Origin of the sequence: Paenibacillus larvae subsp. larvae, assembly GCF_002003265.1 — a bacterium.
In the GTDB taxonomy this organism is placed as follows: Bacteria; Bacillota; Bacilli; order Paenibacillales; family NBRC-103111; genus Paenibacillus_H; species Paenibacillus_H larvae.
Window position 1 is genome coordinate 3,239,404 of the sequence record NZ_CP019687.1, and the last position, 18,256, is coordinate 3,257,659.

Below are 18,256 nucleotides of genomic sequence, written 5' to 3' on the forward strand. Positions count from 1 at the left end.
ATACGGAAAAGAATAGGTGGACCAAGTAAAGGAAGAGAGGGTTAGTTGTCAAACAATCAGCCCTGTGATATAATCTTTTTTGGCACTGTCTGAGGAAAGGTACCCAAGTGGTCCAAGGGGGCTGACTCGAAATCAGCTAGGCGGCACAAGCCGTGCGTGGGTTCGAATCCCACTCTTTCCGCCATACATAAGAAGCGAAGACGGCTCCTTTTAGGAGACCGTCTTTTTATCTTTTGGCAGAACAATATTTTATGAATAGGGCAAAGAAAGATCATTTCCCTGTCCATATAGTGAATATTTATCTCAGTTGACCGCGGCGCTGTTTGGCAACAAGCCAGTCAATCAGAAAGCCGCTAGCTCCCCAAGTCAAAACGGTAAAAAGGTAGATAATCATCATTTTCCATAGGGCAATATCAACCATATCGGTAAAAAGAGGGGCGATCCAGGCCGGAATACTAAGGGCGTAAAATATCATATACATGGGATCGTAATTATGTCCTGCCCAATGCATAAGGCAAAGAATAGTTCCTATCAACGTACATAACCAGGTAAAGGATCTCATCGTTCTTAGCCCCTGTACTTGCGCTTCCACTTGCGGTTATGATTGGATGTTTCGGGGAAAGGGTCCCCTTTTTTCAATTTAATGATTTGAGGGTCGTTAATCCCCATATGGAACGCGTTCTCACCAATCTCCATGTATTCTCCATCATTAGGGGCTTTGTCTCCGGGCACGAATTGGGATTTTTCACCCATATTGCTTCACCTCCGTTGTTTCTTAGCATGACCTCTTGAAGGGAAAACCATGTATGCTGCTGTTTCCAGCTTCAGGTATATACTTGTCATGAACAGGGCAATCTGGTATAGTATTTGAGTGCGAGTTTTTTCAAAATAAAAATTCTCGCTCCTTGCTCCTATTTAAGGATAGGGGCCGTTAGTCCAAAAGGAGGTGAAACCATGCGCAAATACGAAATCATGTACATTATTCGTCCTGACATTGAACAGGATCAAGTCCAAGCTACTGTAGAGAAGTTCCAAGGCATCATCACGAACAACGGTGGTGAAATTACGAAGCATGATGTTATGGGTAAGCGCCGTCTTGCGTATGAAATCAAAAAGTTCCGCGACGGACATTATGTCCTTGTCAATTTCACTGCTGAACCAGAAGTAGTGAAGGAACTGGATCGTGTAATGAAGATTTCTGACGAAATCATTCGTTACCTCATCGTAAATGACGTAGCTTAATTAGCTTAAGCCAAGTAATTTGATTCATCGGGAGGGATGAACGTTGCTTAACCGTGTGATTCTGATCGGCAGGCTGACAAGAGACCCGGAATTGCGATACACTCCATCCGGTGTGGCTGTTACCCAATTTACCCTGGCGGTAGACCGTCCGTATATGAACCAGCAAACGCGTGAGCGGGAGACAGATTTCATTAATATCGTGACGTGGAGACAGCTGGCTGAGACTTGTGCCAACTACCTGCGGAAAGGCCGTTTGACGGCGGTAGAAGGAAGAATTCAAGTGCGTAATTATGAGAACAATGAGGGCCGCAAAGTATACGTGACCGAAATTGTGGCTGATAATGTGCGGTTCCTTGAATCGAATAATGCCGGAAACCGCAATAACGACGAAGGGTCTTATTCTAATGCAGGATACGGTGGCGGAAGCCGAAGCGGTGGATCACAACAGCAAGATCCGTTCCTCGATGATAGCAAGCCGATTGATATTTCAGATGATGATTTGCCATTCTAAAGTAGAAAGGACTGAAAACTGATATGGAAAACAAAGCTCCAGAACAACGTCCAGAGCGCAGCGAACGCCCAGAACGTCCAGAGCGTAAATTTACTCCTCGCCGCGGGGGTAAAGGCGGTAAACGCAGAAAAGTTTGTTACTTCACGGCTAACAAAATTAAACATATTGACTACAAAGATATCGATACGCTGAAGAAATTTATCTCCGAGCGTGGTAAAATTCTTCCTCGTCGTGTAACCGGAACTTCTGCGAAATATCAGCGTATGCTGACTATCGCGATTAAGCGTGCCCGTCAAGTAGCGCTTCTTCCGTATACAACTGAGTAGTCTTAATTCATAATAGCTTTATGCTATCATAAGGTGGCTCCTGAATTTATCGGGAGCCACTTTTTTTGAAATTAAAAGTCCAACATCCCCACATTTTCTTGTTTTGGATAAGTGAAGCATTTCTAGTACAAAACCGAATTTGTTTTAAAAACTATCGGCGTATCAAACTTTTTTAAGCTACCTATGAGTCTGTCCGACGGATGAATTTTATGAGCCCATATACGAATTCGCCGCGAGATAGGGACTTCCCTGTTTTGTCGGACAGACTCCTAGAAACAGATACCATCGCATGCAAAGGGAAATACTTCATCTAATCCAGCTTCCTGCCTCACCCCAAGTGATTGGCAGCGGGAGCTGTTAGCGGGTACGGTATCTTTTTTTGCGGCCGTCTATATCATTATTGATATTTCTTCGATACTGATGGATGCCGGTATTCCTCAAGAAGCCGGTATTATCGCAACGATTCTGGCGTCGGCGGTTGGCTGCTTCATTATGGGATTATGAGATAATCGTGCCAGGGATGGGGATTAACGCCATGTTCACAAGAACACAAAAATAAGCCATCTATAAACATTGTTTAATGGTTTCTGCTATCTCTAAACTGGATTGGGGATTTTGGCCTGTAATTAGATTTCCATCAACGACTACATGTGATGTAAAAATTGGTGTTTCATAAAATAAGGCACCTTCTTTAATTAATTTACTTTCTAACAGAAAGGGAACCCTGTCTGCAAGATGCACTGCTTTTTCTTCTTCATTTGTAAACCCGGTAATACGCTTACCAGTAACAAAAAATGAACCATACTCATCTTTCACATTGACTAAGCCAGCTACTCCATGGCAAACCGCTGCAACAATACGTCTATTCCTATACATGTTAAGAATTAAATTTGCTACATATGGATTATTTGGAAAATCCACTATAGCTCCGTGTCCACCACAAAATAGTATTGCATCGTAATTTAAAAAATTTACGGATGATATTGGTTTGGTATTTTGTAGCAAGGGCTTAACATATTCAAATATAGGGAGTATGTCAATTGGAATAGACCACTGATCCAAGGGTACTTTTCCTCCCTTTATGGATACAATATCAACATTAAATCTGGAAAGTGTAAATAAAATATAGGGTGTAGCCAATTCTTCAAGCCATAATCCAGTCTTCTCTTGGAGAAGAATATTGCTTTATGGCCTTACTAATTCTACCAGATCCCGAACCGGTTTATTCCATTCAGGTCCCATGGTTTCCATATTTATATTTTGGGTGAGAGTATGAATGCCTATTGAAACTTTCTGTTCTTGTTGATAGGTATGCTTATCTGTGTGATGATAAGCTAAAATGATACCCAATCCCAAAAATCCAAACAGTAAAGCAATGAACAAAATCCAATTATAAACAAACCGTTTCATTCGATAGATATCTTTTAATTGTTCCAATAACGATTCATCCAGCCCACTGATGACTTTTTTTTCAGCCTGCCTTAAAGGAACCCCTCTTTTGATATAATCCGCTACTTGATGATTCAGATCGGCTATTAACTCTTCCCTCAAAATCTTTCTTTACATGGCGAGGCTCAGCCAGCCGCAGGGAAATTTGTCTAACTGCCCAAGTTATCCGAATTTTTCCCACCATCATTTAACTCCTTCTAAAAAAAGATCTATTTGTTTCTTGAAAAATTCCCATTCCTCAATTTTATCCCTTAGGCGTCCTATTCCCTTGTCTGTTATACCATATTGTTTTCTTCGGTTTCCGGAGGACGAATCATCCCATGCAGAAGATGCGAATCCGTTTTTCTCCAATCTTTTTAAAGCGATATAAACGGCTGCTTCCTTAAACTCAACTTTACCATTACAAAGCCGTTTTATTTCTTTTTGCATTTCATATCTGTAATAGGTTTTTTTGTATAAAAGACTTAAGAGGATCGTTTCCACATATCCTTTTAATATTTCCTTTTCAACATCCAAAGTAACTGATCACCCCATGAACAACATTACTTAATAATACAATGTATTATAGTACAAAAAGGTAAAAATAGGAATTTCCCATCTAAAATTTCTTCTGTATGGTTTGAAACGTCTAACCTTACAAGATCGTAATATTAATGTAATTTAAATCTATGGTACAACGGAGCAAGTTCCGGTAGACTAAAATACATAGGATAGGATAGAGAGAAAACAACGGGTTAAAGGAGTGCACAAGTAATGTCGCGCATGAAAAAAGTGGGGATGTCTTTTTTGATCATAGCTGTCCTGGCGACGGTAGGATTTACGACAATGAAGGCATTGGAGTTTCCTTTCCATTATAAAAAGAAGATAACGCATTATACAAAGGAAAGGCTGGCGAAACCTCTCCTAATGAATAATGACAAGGCCAAGGAAGAGGTGCTCCGCAAAGAAAATAAGGTTAGGGACGTGCAGCTAATGGCCAAATTAAAATCCAAGAGCCAGCAGCAAACAGATTCCGGTCAGCGTTTAGTCAAATCCAAATTCAAAATCAAATGGTATAAGCTATTTTATATGAAAGGGCTGGGGCAGTAAAAACTTAAGCTATCCCCAACGGGATAACAACAGATTGGTCAACTAAGATATACACATGTGAATAACTCCCCCTTTTGTATCATCGACATCATAATACTCCGCCAAGAAACAGCCTGTGCATAAGGTTGTTTCTTTTTTGAAAAGAGCTGCTCCTTCCGGATATTTAACCGGGCGGCTGCTACGGCGCAGGCATATTTATTTTGTGATATAATTGAAACCAAAGTCTCTTTCTTTGAAAGACATTAAGGAAGCATAAGATTTTATTTGCTGCCGTTTCTGCTTGGGGACGGAAATACATAGGGTGCAGAAGAGCGGCCTCTTCCTATTCCAATAGTTTAGATGCACTCATAATGGAAACACTGAAAATGCATAGAACACTGCTTAAAGAAACAGAGGTGAATTGCTTGGCAAAACGAAATTGGTCGTATTTGGCATGGGCACTGGTCTATATCATTGTCCTGCTGTCCTTTGTTACTCCTTTCATGGCTTTAACCTTCAGTTTAGTGATGATTCCTGTCATGATTTTGTTTGTAAAGCTGAATACGAAGACGTTTGTAGTGACCTATGTAATCAGTTTATTGATTGTAAACCTGTTGCTGGGTTGGCAGGGCATGATCGTGCTCGCTATTGCATTGTTCTTCCTGCCGCCGGTTCTTGTTATGGGGACGTTGTATAAAAAACAATCCTCTGCGCGGACGGTACTTACAGCCGGTACATCCATGCTTCTTGGTGAATTTTTGCTTACGTTGGTCATTGGCTATGCGTTCGGTTTTAATTTCATCAACGAATTCAAAGAGCTTATGCATGAATACCTCAAGGCTGTTCAGCCTGCTATGGGAGGTTTTCTTCAGCCTGGCCAGGAAGACTGGTATATTAATTATCTGATTCAGATGCTTCCGCTTGATTTGATCTTGTTCTCGCTTTATTTCGTTTTCTTAACACATGGAATAAGCCGGTTTTATTTAAGGCGTACCGGGGAGACTATCCCCGGCCTGAAACCGGTAAAAGACTGGAGACTGCCGAAGTCATTTGTCTGGCTTTACTTTATTGCATTTCTTTGCAATATGTTTTTAACGGTTAAACTGGGTTCGATGCTGTCCGCTATCCTGGTCAATCTGATGCCGCTGTTAATGCTGGCATTTGCCGTACAAGCGATTTCCTTTTTCTTTTATCTGGCTAACAGAAACAAATGGAATAAGGTAATACCTGTTCTAAGTATTGTCGCGCTCGTCTTGTTTTTTCCGATTTTATTGGTAGTCTATAGCCTGATAGGCGTATTTGATGCTGCCTTCCCGATCCGGGAAAGAATGAATAAACGTTAAGTACCGGGAGTGTAAACATGCCGAAAAACCTGTTAAAGCGTTGGCACGGCCAATATATTTTGTGGACGTACGGCCTATTGCTGGGGATCTCTTTGATCATGTTCATCTACCAATGGGTACTCGGTGCAGCTTTTTTGCTTGTTACCGCTGTGTTGTTCTATTTCTCGATCAAAGCGGAAAGTGTTTTTCGGGAGGACTTGGATGAGTATGTCTCCACTTTGTCCTACCGCGTAAAAAAAGCGGGAAGTGAAGTCCTTACAGAGCTGCCTGTTGGAATTTTGCTTTACGATGAAGATCATAAAGTAGAATGGAATAATCCATATGTAACGCGTATGCTTGGAAAAGAGTCGGTTATTCATGAGGAACTGGGGGAATTATTTCCTGGTCTTAGCCTCAAGGCCGACGAGATGATCCGTTATGAAATAAATGAACGAATTTATGAAGTCAGGTCCAACGAGGATGAGCGGCTCATTTATTTCCGTGATATTACGGATCAGGTTCACCTTCAAATCAGGTATGAGGAAGAAAAGCTGGCTATAGGGCTGGTGATGCTGGACAATTTGGATGAGATCAGCCAGGCTGTTGATGATCAGACAAGAAGCATTTTACTTGCCAAAGTAACGAGCTTGATTACTGATTGGTCCCATAAACACAGGATTTATCTTCGACGTACCTCCTCGGACCGTTTTTTAATTCTGATGGACCAGGTTTCCCTGAAAGAGTTGGAGCAAGGCCGCTTTGAAATCCTGGACGATGTCAGGGAACTGACAACGGACCAGAAAATTCCGCTAACGCTCAGCATCGGTATAGCCTCAGGCCTGTCAAGTCTGGAAGAGCTCGGGCAGATGGCCCAGGCCAGCCTTGATATGTCACTTGGACGAGGCGGTGATCAGGTGACAGTGAAAGTGGGACAGCGGTTATCGTTTTACGGAGGCCGGTCCAATGCGGTAGAAAAAAGGACCCGTGTCAGGGCAAGGGTTATCTCTCACGCATTCAAAGAGCTGATCAAGCAGAGTGATAAGGTTGTCATTATGGGACACCGGTTCCCCGATATGGACGCAATAGGAGCTGCTATAGGCGTCCTTAAAGCGGCTCAATTGAGCGATAAAGAGGGGTATATCGTCATAGAAGGAATCAACCCGTCTATTTCCAAATTAATGGAGATGATTGACGGAAAGGAAGAGCTGTGCAAATGGTTTATCTCACCACAGGAAGCCCAAACGCTCATAACCCAGCGGACGCTTACTGTTATCGTAGATACACACAAAGCATCCATGATTGCCGAGCCAAAGCTGCTGCAGCAGACGAGCCGCATTGTAGTGGTTGATCATCACCGCAGAGGGGAAGAGTTTATTAAAGATGCCGCACTGGTTTATATGGAACCCTACGCATCTTCAACCTGTGAGCTGGTTACCGAACTGCTGCAATATTTTGCAGATTCCATTCCCATGGATACTATGGAAGCAACCGTACTATTGGCGGGGATTGTTGTGGATACAAAAAGCTTCAGCCTAAGGACGGGAGCCAGAACATTCGAGGCAGCGTCTTTCCTGCGCCGCCATGGTGCTGATCCGTCTCTTGTACAGAAGATGATGAAAGAAGATCTCCATGCTTATATAGAAAAAGCGGAGATTATCAAGCATACTGAGATTATATATGACCATGTTGCGCTGGCTGTTGCCGAGCCAAATCACAAATATTCTCAGTTGATGATTGCTCAGGTTGCTGATACATTGTTAAATATGACAGGTATCAAAGCCTCCTTTGTCATTGGTGAGCGTTCTGATGGTCTGATCGGCATCAGCGCCCGGTCTTTAGGTGACCTCAATGTGCAAGTGGTAATGGAACGTCTTGGCGGAGGCGGCCATCTGACCAATGCAGCAACCCAACTGGGGAGTACGACGGAAGATGCGGCCCGGCAGCTGAAATCTGTACTTACGCAAATTGAAGAAGAGGAGGGGCTTTTCGAATGAAAGTAGTATTTTTAAAAGACGTTAAAGGCCAAGGTAAAAAAGGGGAAATTAAGGAAGTATCTGAGGGATACGCCAATAACTTTTTAATACCAAGAGGACTGGTTTCCGTTGCTACCAGTTCCGCGGTAAAACAGCTGGATCAGCAGAAAAAAGCGGAACAGAAACGGAAAGACCAGGAAAAAGCAGATGCGGAAGTACTGGCAGGAAAAATGAACGAGATGACCGTTCAGCTTAAAGCCAAGTCCGGTGAAGGCGGCCGCTTGTTTGGTGCCATTATGGCCAAGCAAATTGCCGAAGCCCTACAAAAGCAGCAAAATATTAAGGTTGACAAACGTAAGATCGAACTTCACGAGCCTATTCGTTCTCTGGGTGTTACCCGTGTGCCGGTTAAACTGCATATAGACGTCACGGCAACCCTGAGTGTACAGGTAGTGGAAGAATAATAGATGAAGCAAAGGTGAGAAGATATGAGCGGCGAAATGTTGATGGATCGTGTGCCACCTCAAAATATCGAAGCAGAGCAAGCCGTACTTGGAGCTATACTGCTCGATAGTGACGCACTGGTTACGGCCATGGAACGGGTCTCGAGCGATGACTTTTATCGCGGCTCACATCAGCGAATCTTTGAAGCCATGATCGAACTGGCTCAGGAAGATGAGCCAGTCGATTTGATCACGCTGACAGCCAGACTGCAGAACAAGCAGGAGCTCGAGGAAGCAGGTGGTGTTACCTACTTGTCCGAGCTTGCCAATGCGGTCCCTACCGCTGCCAACGTGGATTACTATGCGCAGATCGTTGAAGAGAAATCAATGCTGCGCAGACTGATCCGTACGGCGACTCAGATTGTGTCCAACGGCTATGCAAGCAGTGAGGACGTAGGTCTGATGCTCAATGATGCGGAGCAGCGCATTCTGGAAATTTCCCAACGCCGCTCTTCGAGCGGCTTTGTTTCAATACGGGATGTGCTAATGGAGGTCTTCGAGCGCGTCGAATTTCTTTATTCGCATAAAGGAGGAACGACCGGTATTCCTTCCGGTTTCCATGATCTGGACAAAATGACATCAGGCTTTCAGCGGTCCGATCTGATTATTGTAGCAGCGCGTCCGTCTGTCGGTAAGACGGCGTTTGCTTTGAATATCGCCCAGAATGTCGGGGTACGGGCCAAGGAAACCGTAGCGATCTTCTCCTTGGAGATGGGGGCGGCCCAGCTTGTTCAGCGTATGGTATGTGCCGAGTCTAATGTGGACGCCCAACGGATGCGTACGGGCTTTCTGGAAAGTGACGACTGGGAAAAGCTCACTATGGCGATCGGTGCTCTTTCGGAAGCGAATATTTATATTGACGATTCCCCAGGTATCACCGTAGCGGATATTCGGGCCAAATGCCGCCGGCTGAAACAGGAGAAAGGACTGGGGATGATTCTCATCGACTACTTGCAGCTGATCTCAGGAAGGGGAAAAGGAGACAACAGGCAGCAGGAAGTATCAGAAATTTCCCGTACTTTGAAACAGATAGCCCGGGAACTGGATGTCCCTGTTATTGCCCTTTCCCAGCTCAGTCGGGGCGTTGAACAAAGGCAGGATAAGCGTCCCATGATGTCAGACCTTCGGGAATCCGGCTCGATTGAGCAGGATGCCGACATCGTAGCGTTTCTGTATCGGGACGATTATTACGATAAAGAAACCGAAAAGAAAAATATCATCGAGATTATTATAGCCAAGCAGCGGAATGGTCCAGTCGGGACAGTAGAGCTGGCCTTTCTTAAAAATTATAACAAGTTTGTTAGTCTGGACCGTACACATCAGGAAGCGGCTGCCGGCTTTGCCTAATCTATCAAGTAATTAAATATACGAACGATTCTATTATGACTAATAGAATCGTTCGTTTTTATTTGACTTTGATTTCAGCTACTGCTACACTTATTACGGGAATTGAGTGAAAGACAAATATTCAGGTGCACACATCAATATATAACGGAGGTTGTGCTTTATGTCGACAGTAGTTGTTGTCGGAACACAATGGGGAGATGAAGGGAAAGGGAAAATTACCGACTTTCTTGCGGAGTCCGCCGAAGTTGTGGCCCGCTATCAGGGAGGTAATAATGCCGGTCATACCATCCTGATCGATGGTAAGAAATTTAAACTTCATATGATCCCGTCCGGTATTTTTTATAAGGATAAAATCTGTGTAATCGGAAACGGGATGGTAATCAACCCGGTCGCCTTAATCGAAGAAATTCAATACATCCATGGTAATGGCTTTTCTACCGATAATCTGAAGATCAGTGACCGCGCCCATGTTATTATGCCTTATCATCTTCTGCTGGATGAGCTGGAAGAGGACCGCAAAGGCGAGAACAAAATCGGTACCACCAAAAAAGGCATCGGCCCCTGTTATATGGATAAAGCAGCCCGTAACGGAATCCGTATTGCAGACTTAATGGATGCTGCTGAATTTGAACGTAAACTTCGTCATATGGTAAAAGAAAAAAATGAACTCATTGAGCAGGTATACGGTAAACAAGGACTGGATGTAGAGGAAATTTTGTCGCAATATCTGGGCTACGCAGAGGAACTTCGCCGGTATGTGACCGATACATCCGTAGTTTTGAATGATAACATTGATGAAGGCAAGCGTGTGCTCTTCGAAGGGGCTCAGGGGGTCATGCTTGACATTGACCAGGGGACGTACCCGTTCGTCACCTCCTCTAATCCGACTGCCGGCGGCGTTTGCATTGGTTCCGGTGTTGGGCCTACGAAGATCCACCAAATCATCGGGGTAGCGAAGGCTTATACTACCCGGGTTGGCGACGGTCCATTCCCAACCGAACTTCACGATGAAATCGGGGATTATATCCGTGAGAAAGGCAATGAATATGGAACAACCACAGGACGCGCCCGCCGTGTGGGCTGGTTTGACAGTGTTGTAGTCCGTCATGCCCGCCGTGTCAGCGGAATCACAGGACTTTCCCTGAATTCCATCGATGTGCTGACAGGTCTGGAAACCGTAAAGATCTGTACGGGCTATATGTATCGTGGGGAACTGATTACCCATTATCCGGCAAGTCTGAAGATGCTTGCGGAATGCCAGGCTGTCTACGAGGAACTGCCAGGCTGGAACGAGGATTTATCGAAAGTCCGCAATCTAGAAGATCTTCCTCAGAACGCACGTCATTACCTGGAGCGCGTCTCCCAGCTGACCGGAATTCCGATCGCTATTTTCTCTGTTGGACGCAACCGGGAACAAACAAATCTGGTGCGCCCTGTTTACGCATAAGCTACCGTTTTTCTTTCACCCTGGCCTTTTGCAAAGTGCCGGGGTTTTTTGCTGTTTCATCTACTATGACATAAATGTAAGGTTCAGGCGTATTTTGTAATGAAAATCGATCATAAAAAGAGTGGAAAACTGTTAAACTACAAATAGGAAGTGCTAAGGAGGTAAATAAACTATGAGAAAATATACTGCTTATATCGGTATTTTCCTAGTCGTTGTCGTGATGTTGACCGGGTGCGATTTTAACAGAATGTTTAAAGATCAGGCTTACACCCAAATTAAAGGTGAGGGCAAACTGGATAATCAACATAAACAGTACGAGTATACGCTCCCGGCTTATAACGAAAAGGGAGAAGAAATTCAGCTAACGTTCTCTAAATTTGGAGAAGACCAATTTAAACAGGGTGCATATCTACGCCTTTATATGAAAGATAAGGATGGCAAGAAAGTAGTAACCAGCTACGATGAAGTGAAGAAAGAAGAATTGCCGGACAAAGTGAAGGAGAAACTCCAGGCCACTCCGTAAAGGTACAGGCTGTCCTTTCTTCAGGCAGGTCCTTTTCCTTATAGCAGCCCTTACTTCAAATAGATATAATCCCTAAGGGTCACCACTTTCCGTTCCACTCAACTGCGGAAGTGGTGTTTTTTGTTTTGTGCATTATAAGCAGAAAAGGATTGATTCCGCTTGTTTTCGTCGATACTGGAAGTTAACGGCAACTAAGCTTTGGCGAAAAGCAAGGAGGAAGATCGCATGAGAGCGGTAATCTGGCTCGCCAAATTCGTGGCAATGGCAGGCATGGTACTGGTGATTTCGACGTGTATTACACTGCTTATCATCAATATGGTTATCGAAGATGCGGCTAAACAATTTCATCTGCCCTTAGGCCAAAAGATTCAATTCTCGTGGTTAGCCGAAAGAATCGGTGAGGAACTGAATATAGTTACATCCAAGGACAAAAAGAAAGAGAGTACGGAAAAGAACAAGGCAGAAGCTTCCCAAAAGTCTTCTCCGGTTCCAACTCCGGCTCCAACAGGCCCTGTTCCGACCCCATCCGCTATTCCCGGTGACGGCGGGCAAAATTCCGCAGAGAAAAAACCGGAAGAGGAAGAAGCGATTACAACAATGGGCAGAGCGAAGCAGTCCGAAAGTAAAGAGGCAGTGCATGATCAGCGCGTTGTGATTACACCGGACCAATTAACGGAATTCAAGAAAAAATTGTCCAAACAAGAGAAGGACAAAATTTTTCAGCTATTTGCATCCAAAGTACCTGAAAAAGAGATGCATACCATCTCCACACTGATGGAAGATGGGTTAACCCAAGACGAACTAGACAAGGTACAGGAGATCTTGCTCGGCTATTTGAAAAAAGAAGAGGTGGAGGAGATCATCGGAGCATTCAAACAAGGCCAATAAGGAAAGGAAGGTGAGCCGATCCCGTTTTAATCCCATCATATGCCAAATACTTCCTTCATCTACCAAATCTGCACCGGCTTATAAAAAATTTATGAAAACGGATGCAGAATGTGTAGGATGCTGTTGAAATTGAAAGAATTGGTATGGTAATTGATAGGGACATTGAGCTGCGGGCTGTCTATAAAGACATTTGCCGATTCGTTAAACGGCGAATCCGTTTACTCCGTCATGTCCATTTTTGTATGGGGTTACTTGTACGGCAATAAATGCCTGACCAGCTACTAAACAAACGGGAGAAGAAGATGATTGGGTCCAAACAGATCAAAAATTTCCGGCATCCCTATGAAACAGTTCTCTATATAGCTGCTGCTATTCTTATAATGATAGGCCTGCTGATTGGCGGGAGATATTGGGTAAGTACCCATCTGATTAAACTGTATCCGGTTTTGCTGGAGGGCCAGGAAGTAGGATATGCTTTTGACCAGAAAGTTATCGAGCAGTATAAGGACGAAGTGCTGAACCGCTGTCAGAAGCAGTATCCCGGTTTAGAGATATCCCTTCCCAGAATAGAAGTAAGCCAGGAAGTGAAAGTGCTGTACGGGAATTCGTTCAGCAATCAGGAAGTGTTGAATGTGCTTGATGAGAAGGTACAACCACAGGCCAAAGGGGTAGCTATCCGTGTGGACGGCAATACAGTTGGTTATGTAAACAATCAGGCGACAGCGGACCGGATTCTGGCTGAGCTCAAAGATTCTTTCGGGCGAAAAGGCGAGGTGGGAGTGCTTTCTGTTGATGGGCCTGATCAAGTAGAACAGGTACAGTTTGTGGAGAAAGTAAGCACTTCCCAGGTTCAGGTGCCTCCCGGTATTGTCATGGGGGAGGAAAAGATGATGACGAAGCTCCGGGACAGGGAAGGCCCTCTTCTTTCGGTTAAAACCGTTAAGCAAGTAACGGAGACGGAGAAGATCGGGCACGAGACCGAAATTATCTGGGATGATACCACAATGGCAGGAAGACAAGAAGTGATTGTTGAAGGCAAAGACGGAAAGAAACAGGTAACGATTGAACGAACCAAAGTAGACGGTCAGATTATTGAGGAAAAAGTTATCCGGGAAGATGTCCTGGAGAACCCCGTTACTGAAAAGATTAAAAAAGGGACCAAGGAAAGTCAAGGCAAAGGAACCGGTAAATTTATATGGCCTGTACTGTCGCCAAGCATTACAAGCACTTTCGGGGAGCGCTGGGGCAAGATGCACAAAGGAATTGATATGACAGGAAACCGGGTTATTATGGCAGCGGATAACGGTAAAGTAGTGAATACGGGCAGCCGCCATGATTACGGCAATTATATTATCATGGATCATACGAATGGATTTCAGACAGTTTACATGCATCTTGGCAAGATTGATACGTCCGTAGGGCGTATTGTAGAAAAAGGGGAAAAAATCGGGATGATGGGCAGTACCGGTTTTTCCACGGGAGTCCATCTTCATTTTGAGATTCATCTGAATGGGGATTTGCAAAATCCTCTGAAATATTTGGCTCAATAATGAAATAACTGGAGAAGAGAGGCTTGAACGGAAACCCAAATCCGGGGACGTTCAAGTCTCTTTTTAAAGATAAGAAAGTATAAACCTTAATTTGAAGGTCTTATCTTGGGAGGAAACAATATCCTGCCCGTAAAGAACGCGGGGCGTTTCTGCTTGATACAGAATTATGATAAAATAAAAAGTATGGCACAAAGAAAGTTGCCAAGTTACAGGCAGACAGGTGGTGAAGAACGGATGCAAAGAAGAATTCTGGTTGTAGATGATGAGCAGCCGATTGCGGATATTTTAAAATTCAATCTTGAAAAAGAAGGCTATGAAGTCATTTGCGCTTATGATGGCGGAACAGCTGTGGAACTGGCCTTTTCTGAAAAGCCGGACCTCATTTTGCTTGATTTGATGCTGCCTGTAAAAGATGGAATGGATGTATGCAGAGAAGTGCGGGGCAAATTGAACACGCCTATTATTATGCTAACTGCTAAAGATACAGAAATCGATAAGGTCCTTGGGCTCGAAATGGGAGCCGATGATTACGTCACCAAACCGTTCGGAACAAGAGAGCTATTGGCCAGGGTGAAGGCCCATCTGCGCCGGCAGATTAAATCAGAAGCCGCACCGGAAGTGGCGAAGGAAGAACCCCAGGGAATCAGGCTGGACACATTATTTATTGATACTGATATGTATGTAGTCTATAAAGACGGTGATCCTCTGGATTTAACCCACCGTGAATTTGAACTGATTTATTATCTGGCCAAGCACCCCAGCAAGGTCATGACGCGGGAGCATCTGCTTCAGGCGGTATGGGGCTACGAGTACTTTGGAGATGTACGTACGGTAGATGTGACTATCCGGCGTCTGCGTGAAAAAATTGAGACAGACCCAAGCAAACCGGAATATATCGTAACCCGCAGAGGCCTTGGCTACATGATGCGGAGTGGCAAAAGCGGAGGATTCTAAATGAAGAATATCCGCTTCTTTCAATCTATCCAATCCAAGCTGATTATCATCTATGTACTGCTTATTCTGATTGCCATGCAGCTGATTGGTGTTTATTTTTACCGGACGCTGGAGAGTTACTACAAAAATGATTTTATCGAAGCCCGCAGCAAGAATGCGGAACTGATCTCCATATATGCGGAGCAGAAATTTGACGACTTTCAAAAAGGAAAAACGGATGAAAAGAAGCTGGAAGCGGAATTGGGTGAGGTAAACAATCTGTTTGCGATTTCACAAACCGAGATTCAAATTATTGACAGCAACGGGCAGGTACTTACTACCTCCGTACAAGGGCATAAAAACCTGGTCGGTCAAAAGAATACCCAGACGGAAGTGACCTTGGCGCTGCAAGGAATTCGGGATAATCAGCGGATTTTTACCGATACTGACGGCATCCGGAAGATGGTGCTGGCAAAACCTATTGGCAGCGACGTCCGGCCTGTTGGAGCGGTATACATCGTATCGTCGATGGAAGAATTATACAAAACAATGACCAGCATAAACCAGATTCTGATCGTAGGTACGGCAATTGCACTCGCTTTAACGGGGGTTCTTGGAGTTACGCTATCCAGTACTATTACGAAACCGATAAAGGAAATTACCAGACAAGCGACAGCAGCGGCTGAAGGAAAGTTTGATCAGCAAGTTAAGGTCTACGGTAAGGACGAGATCAGCCAGCTTGGACATACATTCAACTTTATGATGAACCGGTTGAAAGAGGCTTTGTCCATAAATGAAGAAGAGAAGGAAAAGCTTTCCTCTATTCTGGCCAATATGAATGACGGTGTGATCGCGACGGACGATAGCGGGAGGGTTATTGTCATGAACCGCCGGGCTAAGCAGATTTTGCAGGTAAAGGAAGAACAGTGGTTTGGCAAACCTTTATCCCGGCTTCTTGGGATCTCTCAGGAAATTGTGACAGAATATTCCCAGCATGAAAACACCACTCTTCTTGAGCTCAAGCTGGATGAGGATGAGAAAATATGGGTCAGGGTGACCTTTACCCCCATTCATAGAAGGGGAGAAGGAATAACAGGTTCCATTGCCGTTCTTCAGGATGTGACGGAACAGGAGAAGCTGGAGCGATCCAGGAAAGAGTTTGTCGCTAATGTATCCCATGAGCTCAGAACCCCTCTTACTACCATAAAAAGCTATTTGGAGGCTTTGGGCGACGGTGCTATTGAGGACCCTCAGCTATCAGAACGTTTTCTGGGTGTTACCCGGAACGAAACAGAGCGAATGATCAGGCTGGTTACAGATCTTCTCCATTTATCCAGGCTGGACTCCAATCAGGCTACACTGGTGAAGACACCGACTAACATTTCCGATATGCTGGAAGAGGTGGCTGACCGTTTTGCGGTACAGTCCAGACAACGGAAAATCAGAATTGATGTAAGTGTGGATGCCCGAGTTGGCAGCATTTCAATAGATCGGGATAAGATCGACCAAGTCCTGGATAATCTATTGTCCAATGCGATTAAATATACTGCTGATGAGGGGATAGTCCGCATACAAGCAAACAGGTTAGATCATGATTGGGTAGAAATCTCTGTCGAAGATACAGGAATAGGGATACCGAAAAAAGATCTATCGCGTATTTTCGAGCGTTTTTACCGTGTGGACAAAGCAAGATCACGCAATATGGGCGGAACCGGTCTAGGTTTGTCGATTGCCCGGGAAATAGTGAAAGCCCATGGGGGATCCATCCAATTGGAGTCTGAATATAACGTGGGAACCAGGGTTTCGTTTACACTTCCGGTTCATCATGAGGAGGAGGATCGGGCATGATGGAAAAAGTGAAGACAACCGTTCTTGCCTTTCTGGTCGGACTTAGCTTGCTTCAGACATTAGTACTCTCCTACAGCAATCCGAATTATGATCCTATCCCGCAAAATGATTATGTTAAAACGGAGCCTCTGGGCTCTACAGTTGAAACCAAGGATTTACTTTTTCCGGACCAGATTGTCCTCCATCTAGGAAATCAGGCACATACAGTTCTGTACCCGAATATTGCCAAATATTATTCTATAGGCAATAAAATCAAGGGGCGTACCTTCGAGGATGTTCGTCGTATAAGTCAAGGGATTACCGCATCCGGCCTGGAGGATGCAAGGACCAAACAACCCGGTATAGAACTAAGGTTTAGCCAGGGCATTTCGCTTAATATTTTGCAAAAAATGTTTCAATTCAAGGGGGACATGCCCCAGGAAAATACGTTAATCGGGACTATACTCATTTACTTGAAAGAAGACAAGCAAACGGTAAAGACCCTCTTGTTTCCACCAGATTCGACTACCCCTCTTTATGAGGTGAACCGCTCCGATTTCTCAGCCAAGGATTTTTCAGCGGATGACCGTGACAGCTTCATTGCTTATCAGGAAGAGAGCATGCCTTACCATCTTTCGACTTCGGGCGATTTCTATTTGCCTGATAAAGAAATAACCTTGAGTAAAAAGGAATACCAGATGGTCCAGTTTACAGCTGAACAGCTAAAGAGCACTTTGTTTGTAGATCCGATTATTACCCGGAATTTGACGGAACGTGACGGTTCCCAAATCTATACGGACGGGAAGAAAGGTTTGCAAATCACCAGTGACCAGCGCTGGATGATCTACTCGGATCCGGTTGCTCCTGTGGAAGCCAAGAACGATGCATACGAGAATCTGCAGGCCGGTGTCAGATTTATTAATCAGCACGGAGGCTGGAACGGACGGTACAAATTGGTCAAGCCATCCTCGTACCCTTCGTACTCCGACCAAACCTTTGAGTTTGCTATCATGTTGGATGGCGTCCCGATATTCGCCAAAGAATCTGAATCAGTCGGGATCATTCGGATTACCGTTCAAAAAGGAATTATATCCAATTATGAGCGGTCTATGATCAATACTGACATGACACAGCCCAAACGGGAAGAAGCAGTAACCTTGCAAGGCGGACAAGATCTGGAGGAACGAATCCGTTCCCATCCGAAAAAGCCGGGTCTTTCTATCGTGAACGTATTTGTCGCCTATCAGGCGGAATATAGTGAGAATGGCTTTACCATGATGCCGGTATGGATGGTGCAATGGAAGGACGGTTCGATTGAACCATTAAAATAAGTCTGTAAAGACGGGG

The 18,256-nt window shown here is 44.5% G+C and carries 20 protein-coding genes, 1 tRNA gene and 1 pseudogene; 17 read left to right on the forward strand and 5 right to left on the reverse strand.

The genetic code is table 11. The features are described 5' to 3' along the window. The first annotated feature begins 93 nt into the window (after nucleotides 1-93). A tRNA-Ser gene (locus BXP28_RS16835) sits at nucleotides 94-184 on the forward strand. A gap of 114 nt (nucleotides 185-298) precedes the next feature. Here BXP28_RS16835 and BXP28_RS16840 read toward each other — a convergent pair. Beyond that, entirely contained in the window at nucleotides 299-562 is a 264-nt protein-coding gene (locus BXP28_RS16840) for a hypothetical protein (protein ID WP_036655664.1), read from the reverse strand. Nucleotides 563-567: 5 nt separating this feature from the next. Continuing rightward, nucleotides 568-753 carry a YjzC family protein gene (locus tag BXP28_RS16845; protein WP_023482402.1) on the reverse strand — a complete coding sequence of 62 codons (186 nt, stop codon included), beginning with the start codon at nucleotides 751-753 and terminating at the stop codon, nucleotides 568-570. A 201-nt stretch (nucleotides 754-954) separates the two neighbouring features. Between BXP28_RS16845 and rpsF the strand changes: the two genes are divergently transcribed. The 4 genes and pseudogenes from rpsF to BXP28_RS24495 all read left to right on the forward strand — a co-directional run. After that, nucleotides 955-1,242 (forward strand): 30S ribosomal protein S6, encoded by a 288-nt coding sequence (rpsF, locus tag BXP28_RS16850; RefSeq protein WP_023482401.1) that lies wholly within the window; start codon nucleotides 955-957, stop codon nucleotides 1,240-1,242. Nucleotides 1,243-1,285: 43 nt separating this feature from the next. Next, a complete protein-coding gene (gene ssb / locus BXP28_RS16855; RefSeq protein ID WP_036655661.1) occupies nucleotides 1,286-1,753 on the forward strand; it encodes a single-stranded DNA-binding protein in 468 nt (155 codons plus the stop codon). A 23-nt stretch (nucleotides 1,754-1,776) separates the two neighbouring features. After that, nucleotides 1,777-2,079 carry a 30S ribosomal protein S18 gene (gene rpsR / locus BXP28_RS16860; RefSeq protein ID WP_023482399.1) on the forward strand — a complete coding sequence of 101 codons (303 nt, stop codon included), beginning with the start codon at nucleotides 1,777-1,779 and terminating at the stop codon, nucleotides 2,077-2,079. 279 nt (nucleotides 2,080-2,358) lie between these two features. Next, nucleotides 2,359-2,629 (forward strand): annotated as a pseudogene (locus BXP28_RS24495) (NCS2 family permease); the annotation flags it as partial. 14 nt (nucleotides 2,630-2,643) lie between these two features. Here BXP28_RS24495 and BXP28_RS16865 read toward each other — a convergent pair. From BXP28_RS16865 to BXP28_RS16870, 3 genes are all read right to left on the reverse strand, one after another. Next, on the reverse strand, nucleotides 2,644-3,258 hold the full coding sequence (locus BXP28_RS16865) for a type 1 glutamine amidotransferase domain-containing protein (RefSeq protein ID WP_036655658.1): 615 nt from the start codon (nucleotides 3,256-3,258) through the stop codon (nucleotides 2,644-2,646). Between the two features lie 6 nt (nucleotides 3,259-3,264). Further along, on the reverse strand, nucleotides 3,265-3,630 hold the full coding sequence (locus BXP28_RS22895) for a hypothetical protein (protein ID WP_023482397.1): 366 nt from the start codon (nucleotides 3,628-3,630) through the stop codon (nucleotides 3,265-3,267). Between the two features lie 81 nt (nucleotides 3,631-3,711). Further along, entirely contained in the window at nucleotides 3,712-4,044 is a 333-nt protein-coding gene (locus tag BXP28_RS16870) for a PadR family transcriptional regulator (RefSeq protein WP_023482396.1), read from the reverse strand. 237 nt (nucleotides 4,045-4,281) lie between these two features. On the opposite strand from BXP28_RS16870, the gene BXP28_RS16875 reads away from it, so the two are divergent. The 12 genes from BXP28_RS16875 to BXP28_RS16930 all read left to right on the forward strand — a co-directional run bounded on the left by BXP28_RS16875 (nucleotide 4,282) and on the right by BXP28_RS16930 (nucleotide 18,240). Then, nucleotides 4,282-4,617, forward strand: a complete 336-nt coding sequence (locus BXP28_RS16875; RefSeq protein ID WP_036655655.1) for a hypothetical protein — start codon at nucleotides 4,282-4,284, stop codon at nucleotides 4,615-4,617. A gap of 404 nt (nucleotides 4,618-5,021) precedes the next feature. Continuing rightward, a complete protein-coding gene (locus tag BXP28_RS16880; RefSeq protein ID WP_036657285.1) occupies nucleotides 5,022-5,939 on the forward strand; it encodes a DUF2232 domain-containing protein in 918 nt (305 codons plus the stop codon). A 17-nt stretch (nucleotides 5,940-5,956) separates the two neighbouring features. Next, nucleotides 5,957-7,912 carry a DHH family phosphoesterase gene (locus tag BXP28_RS16885; protein ID WP_036655652.1) on the forward strand — a complete coding sequence of 652 codons (1,956 nt, stop codon included), beginning with the start codon at nucleotides 5,957-5,959 and terminating at the stop codon, nucleotides 7,910-7,912. After that, nucleotides 7,909-8,355 (forward strand): 50S ribosomal protein L9, encoded by a 447-nt coding sequence (gene rplI / locus BXP28_RS16890; RefSeq protein ID WP_023482392.1) that lies wholly within the window; start codon nucleotides 7,909-7,911, stop codon nucleotides 8,353-8,355. The genes BXP28_RS16885 and rplI overlap by 4 nt, the downstream gene beginning before the upstream one ends. Nucleotides 8,356-8,379: 24 nt before the next feature. Then, nucleotides 8,380-9,741 carry a replicative DNA helicase gene (gene dnaB, locus BXP28_RS16895; RefSeq protein ID WP_023482391.1) on the forward strand — a complete coding sequence of 454 codons (1,362 nt, stop codon included), beginning with the start codon at nucleotides 8,380-8,382 and terminating at the stop codon, nucleotides 9,739-9,741. Between the two features lie 160 nt (nucleotides 9,742-9,901). Continuing rightward, nucleotides 9,902-11,188: an adenylosuccinate synthase gene (locus BXP28_RS16900; RefSeq protein WP_023482390.1), complete on the forward strand. Its 1,287-nt coding sequence runs from the start codon at nucleotides 9,902-9,904 to the stop codon at nucleotides 11,186-11,188. Between the two features lie 172 nt (nucleotides 11,189-11,360). Continuing rightward, nucleotides 11,361-11,711, forward strand: coding sequence for a YxeA family protein (locus BXP28_RS16905; RefSeq protein ID WP_023482389.1), 351 nt, complete (start codon nucleotides 11,361-11,363; stop codon nucleotides 11,709-11,711). Nucleotides 11,712-11,936: 225 nt separating this feature from the next. Then, nucleotides 11,937-12,599: a hypothetical protein gene (locus BXP28_RS16910; protein ID WP_051427959.1), complete on the forward strand. Its 663-nt coding sequence runs from the start codon at nucleotides 11,937-11,939 to the stop codon at nucleotides 12,597-12,599. A 302-nt stretch (nucleotides 12,600-12,901) separates the two neighbouring features. Next, complete coding sequence (locus BXP28_RS16915) at nucleotides 12,902-14,149, forward strand: peptidoglycan DD-metalloendopeptidase family protein (RefSeq protein ID WP_051427958.1); 1,248 nt, start codon at nucleotides 12,902-12,904, stop codon at nucleotides 14,147-14,149. A 234-nt stretch (nucleotides 14,150-14,383) separates the two neighbouring features. Beyond that, nucleotides 14,384-15,103 (forward strand): response regulator YycF, encoded by a 720-nt coding sequence (gene yycF / locus BXP28_RS16920; protein ID WP_036657280.1) that lies wholly within the window; start codon nucleotides 14,384-14,386, stop codon nucleotides 15,101-15,103. Then, nucleotides 15,104-16,930: a cell wall metabolism sensor histidine kinase WalK gene (gene walK, locus BXP28_RS16925; RefSeq protein ID WP_023482385.1), complete on the forward strand. Its 1,827-nt coding sequence runs from the start codon at nucleotides 15,104-15,106 to the stop codon at nucleotides 16,928-16,930. It begins immediately after the preceding gene. After that, nucleotides 16,927-18,240, forward strand: coding sequence for a YycH family regulatory protein (locus tag BXP28_RS16930; protein ID WP_023482384.1), 1,314 nt, complete (start codon nucleotides 16,927-16,929; stop codon nucleotides 18,238-18,240). Before walK ends, BXP28_RS16930 begins: the two co-directional genes overlap by 4 nt. The last annotated feature ends 16 nt before the right edge of the window (nucleotides 18,241-18,256 follow it).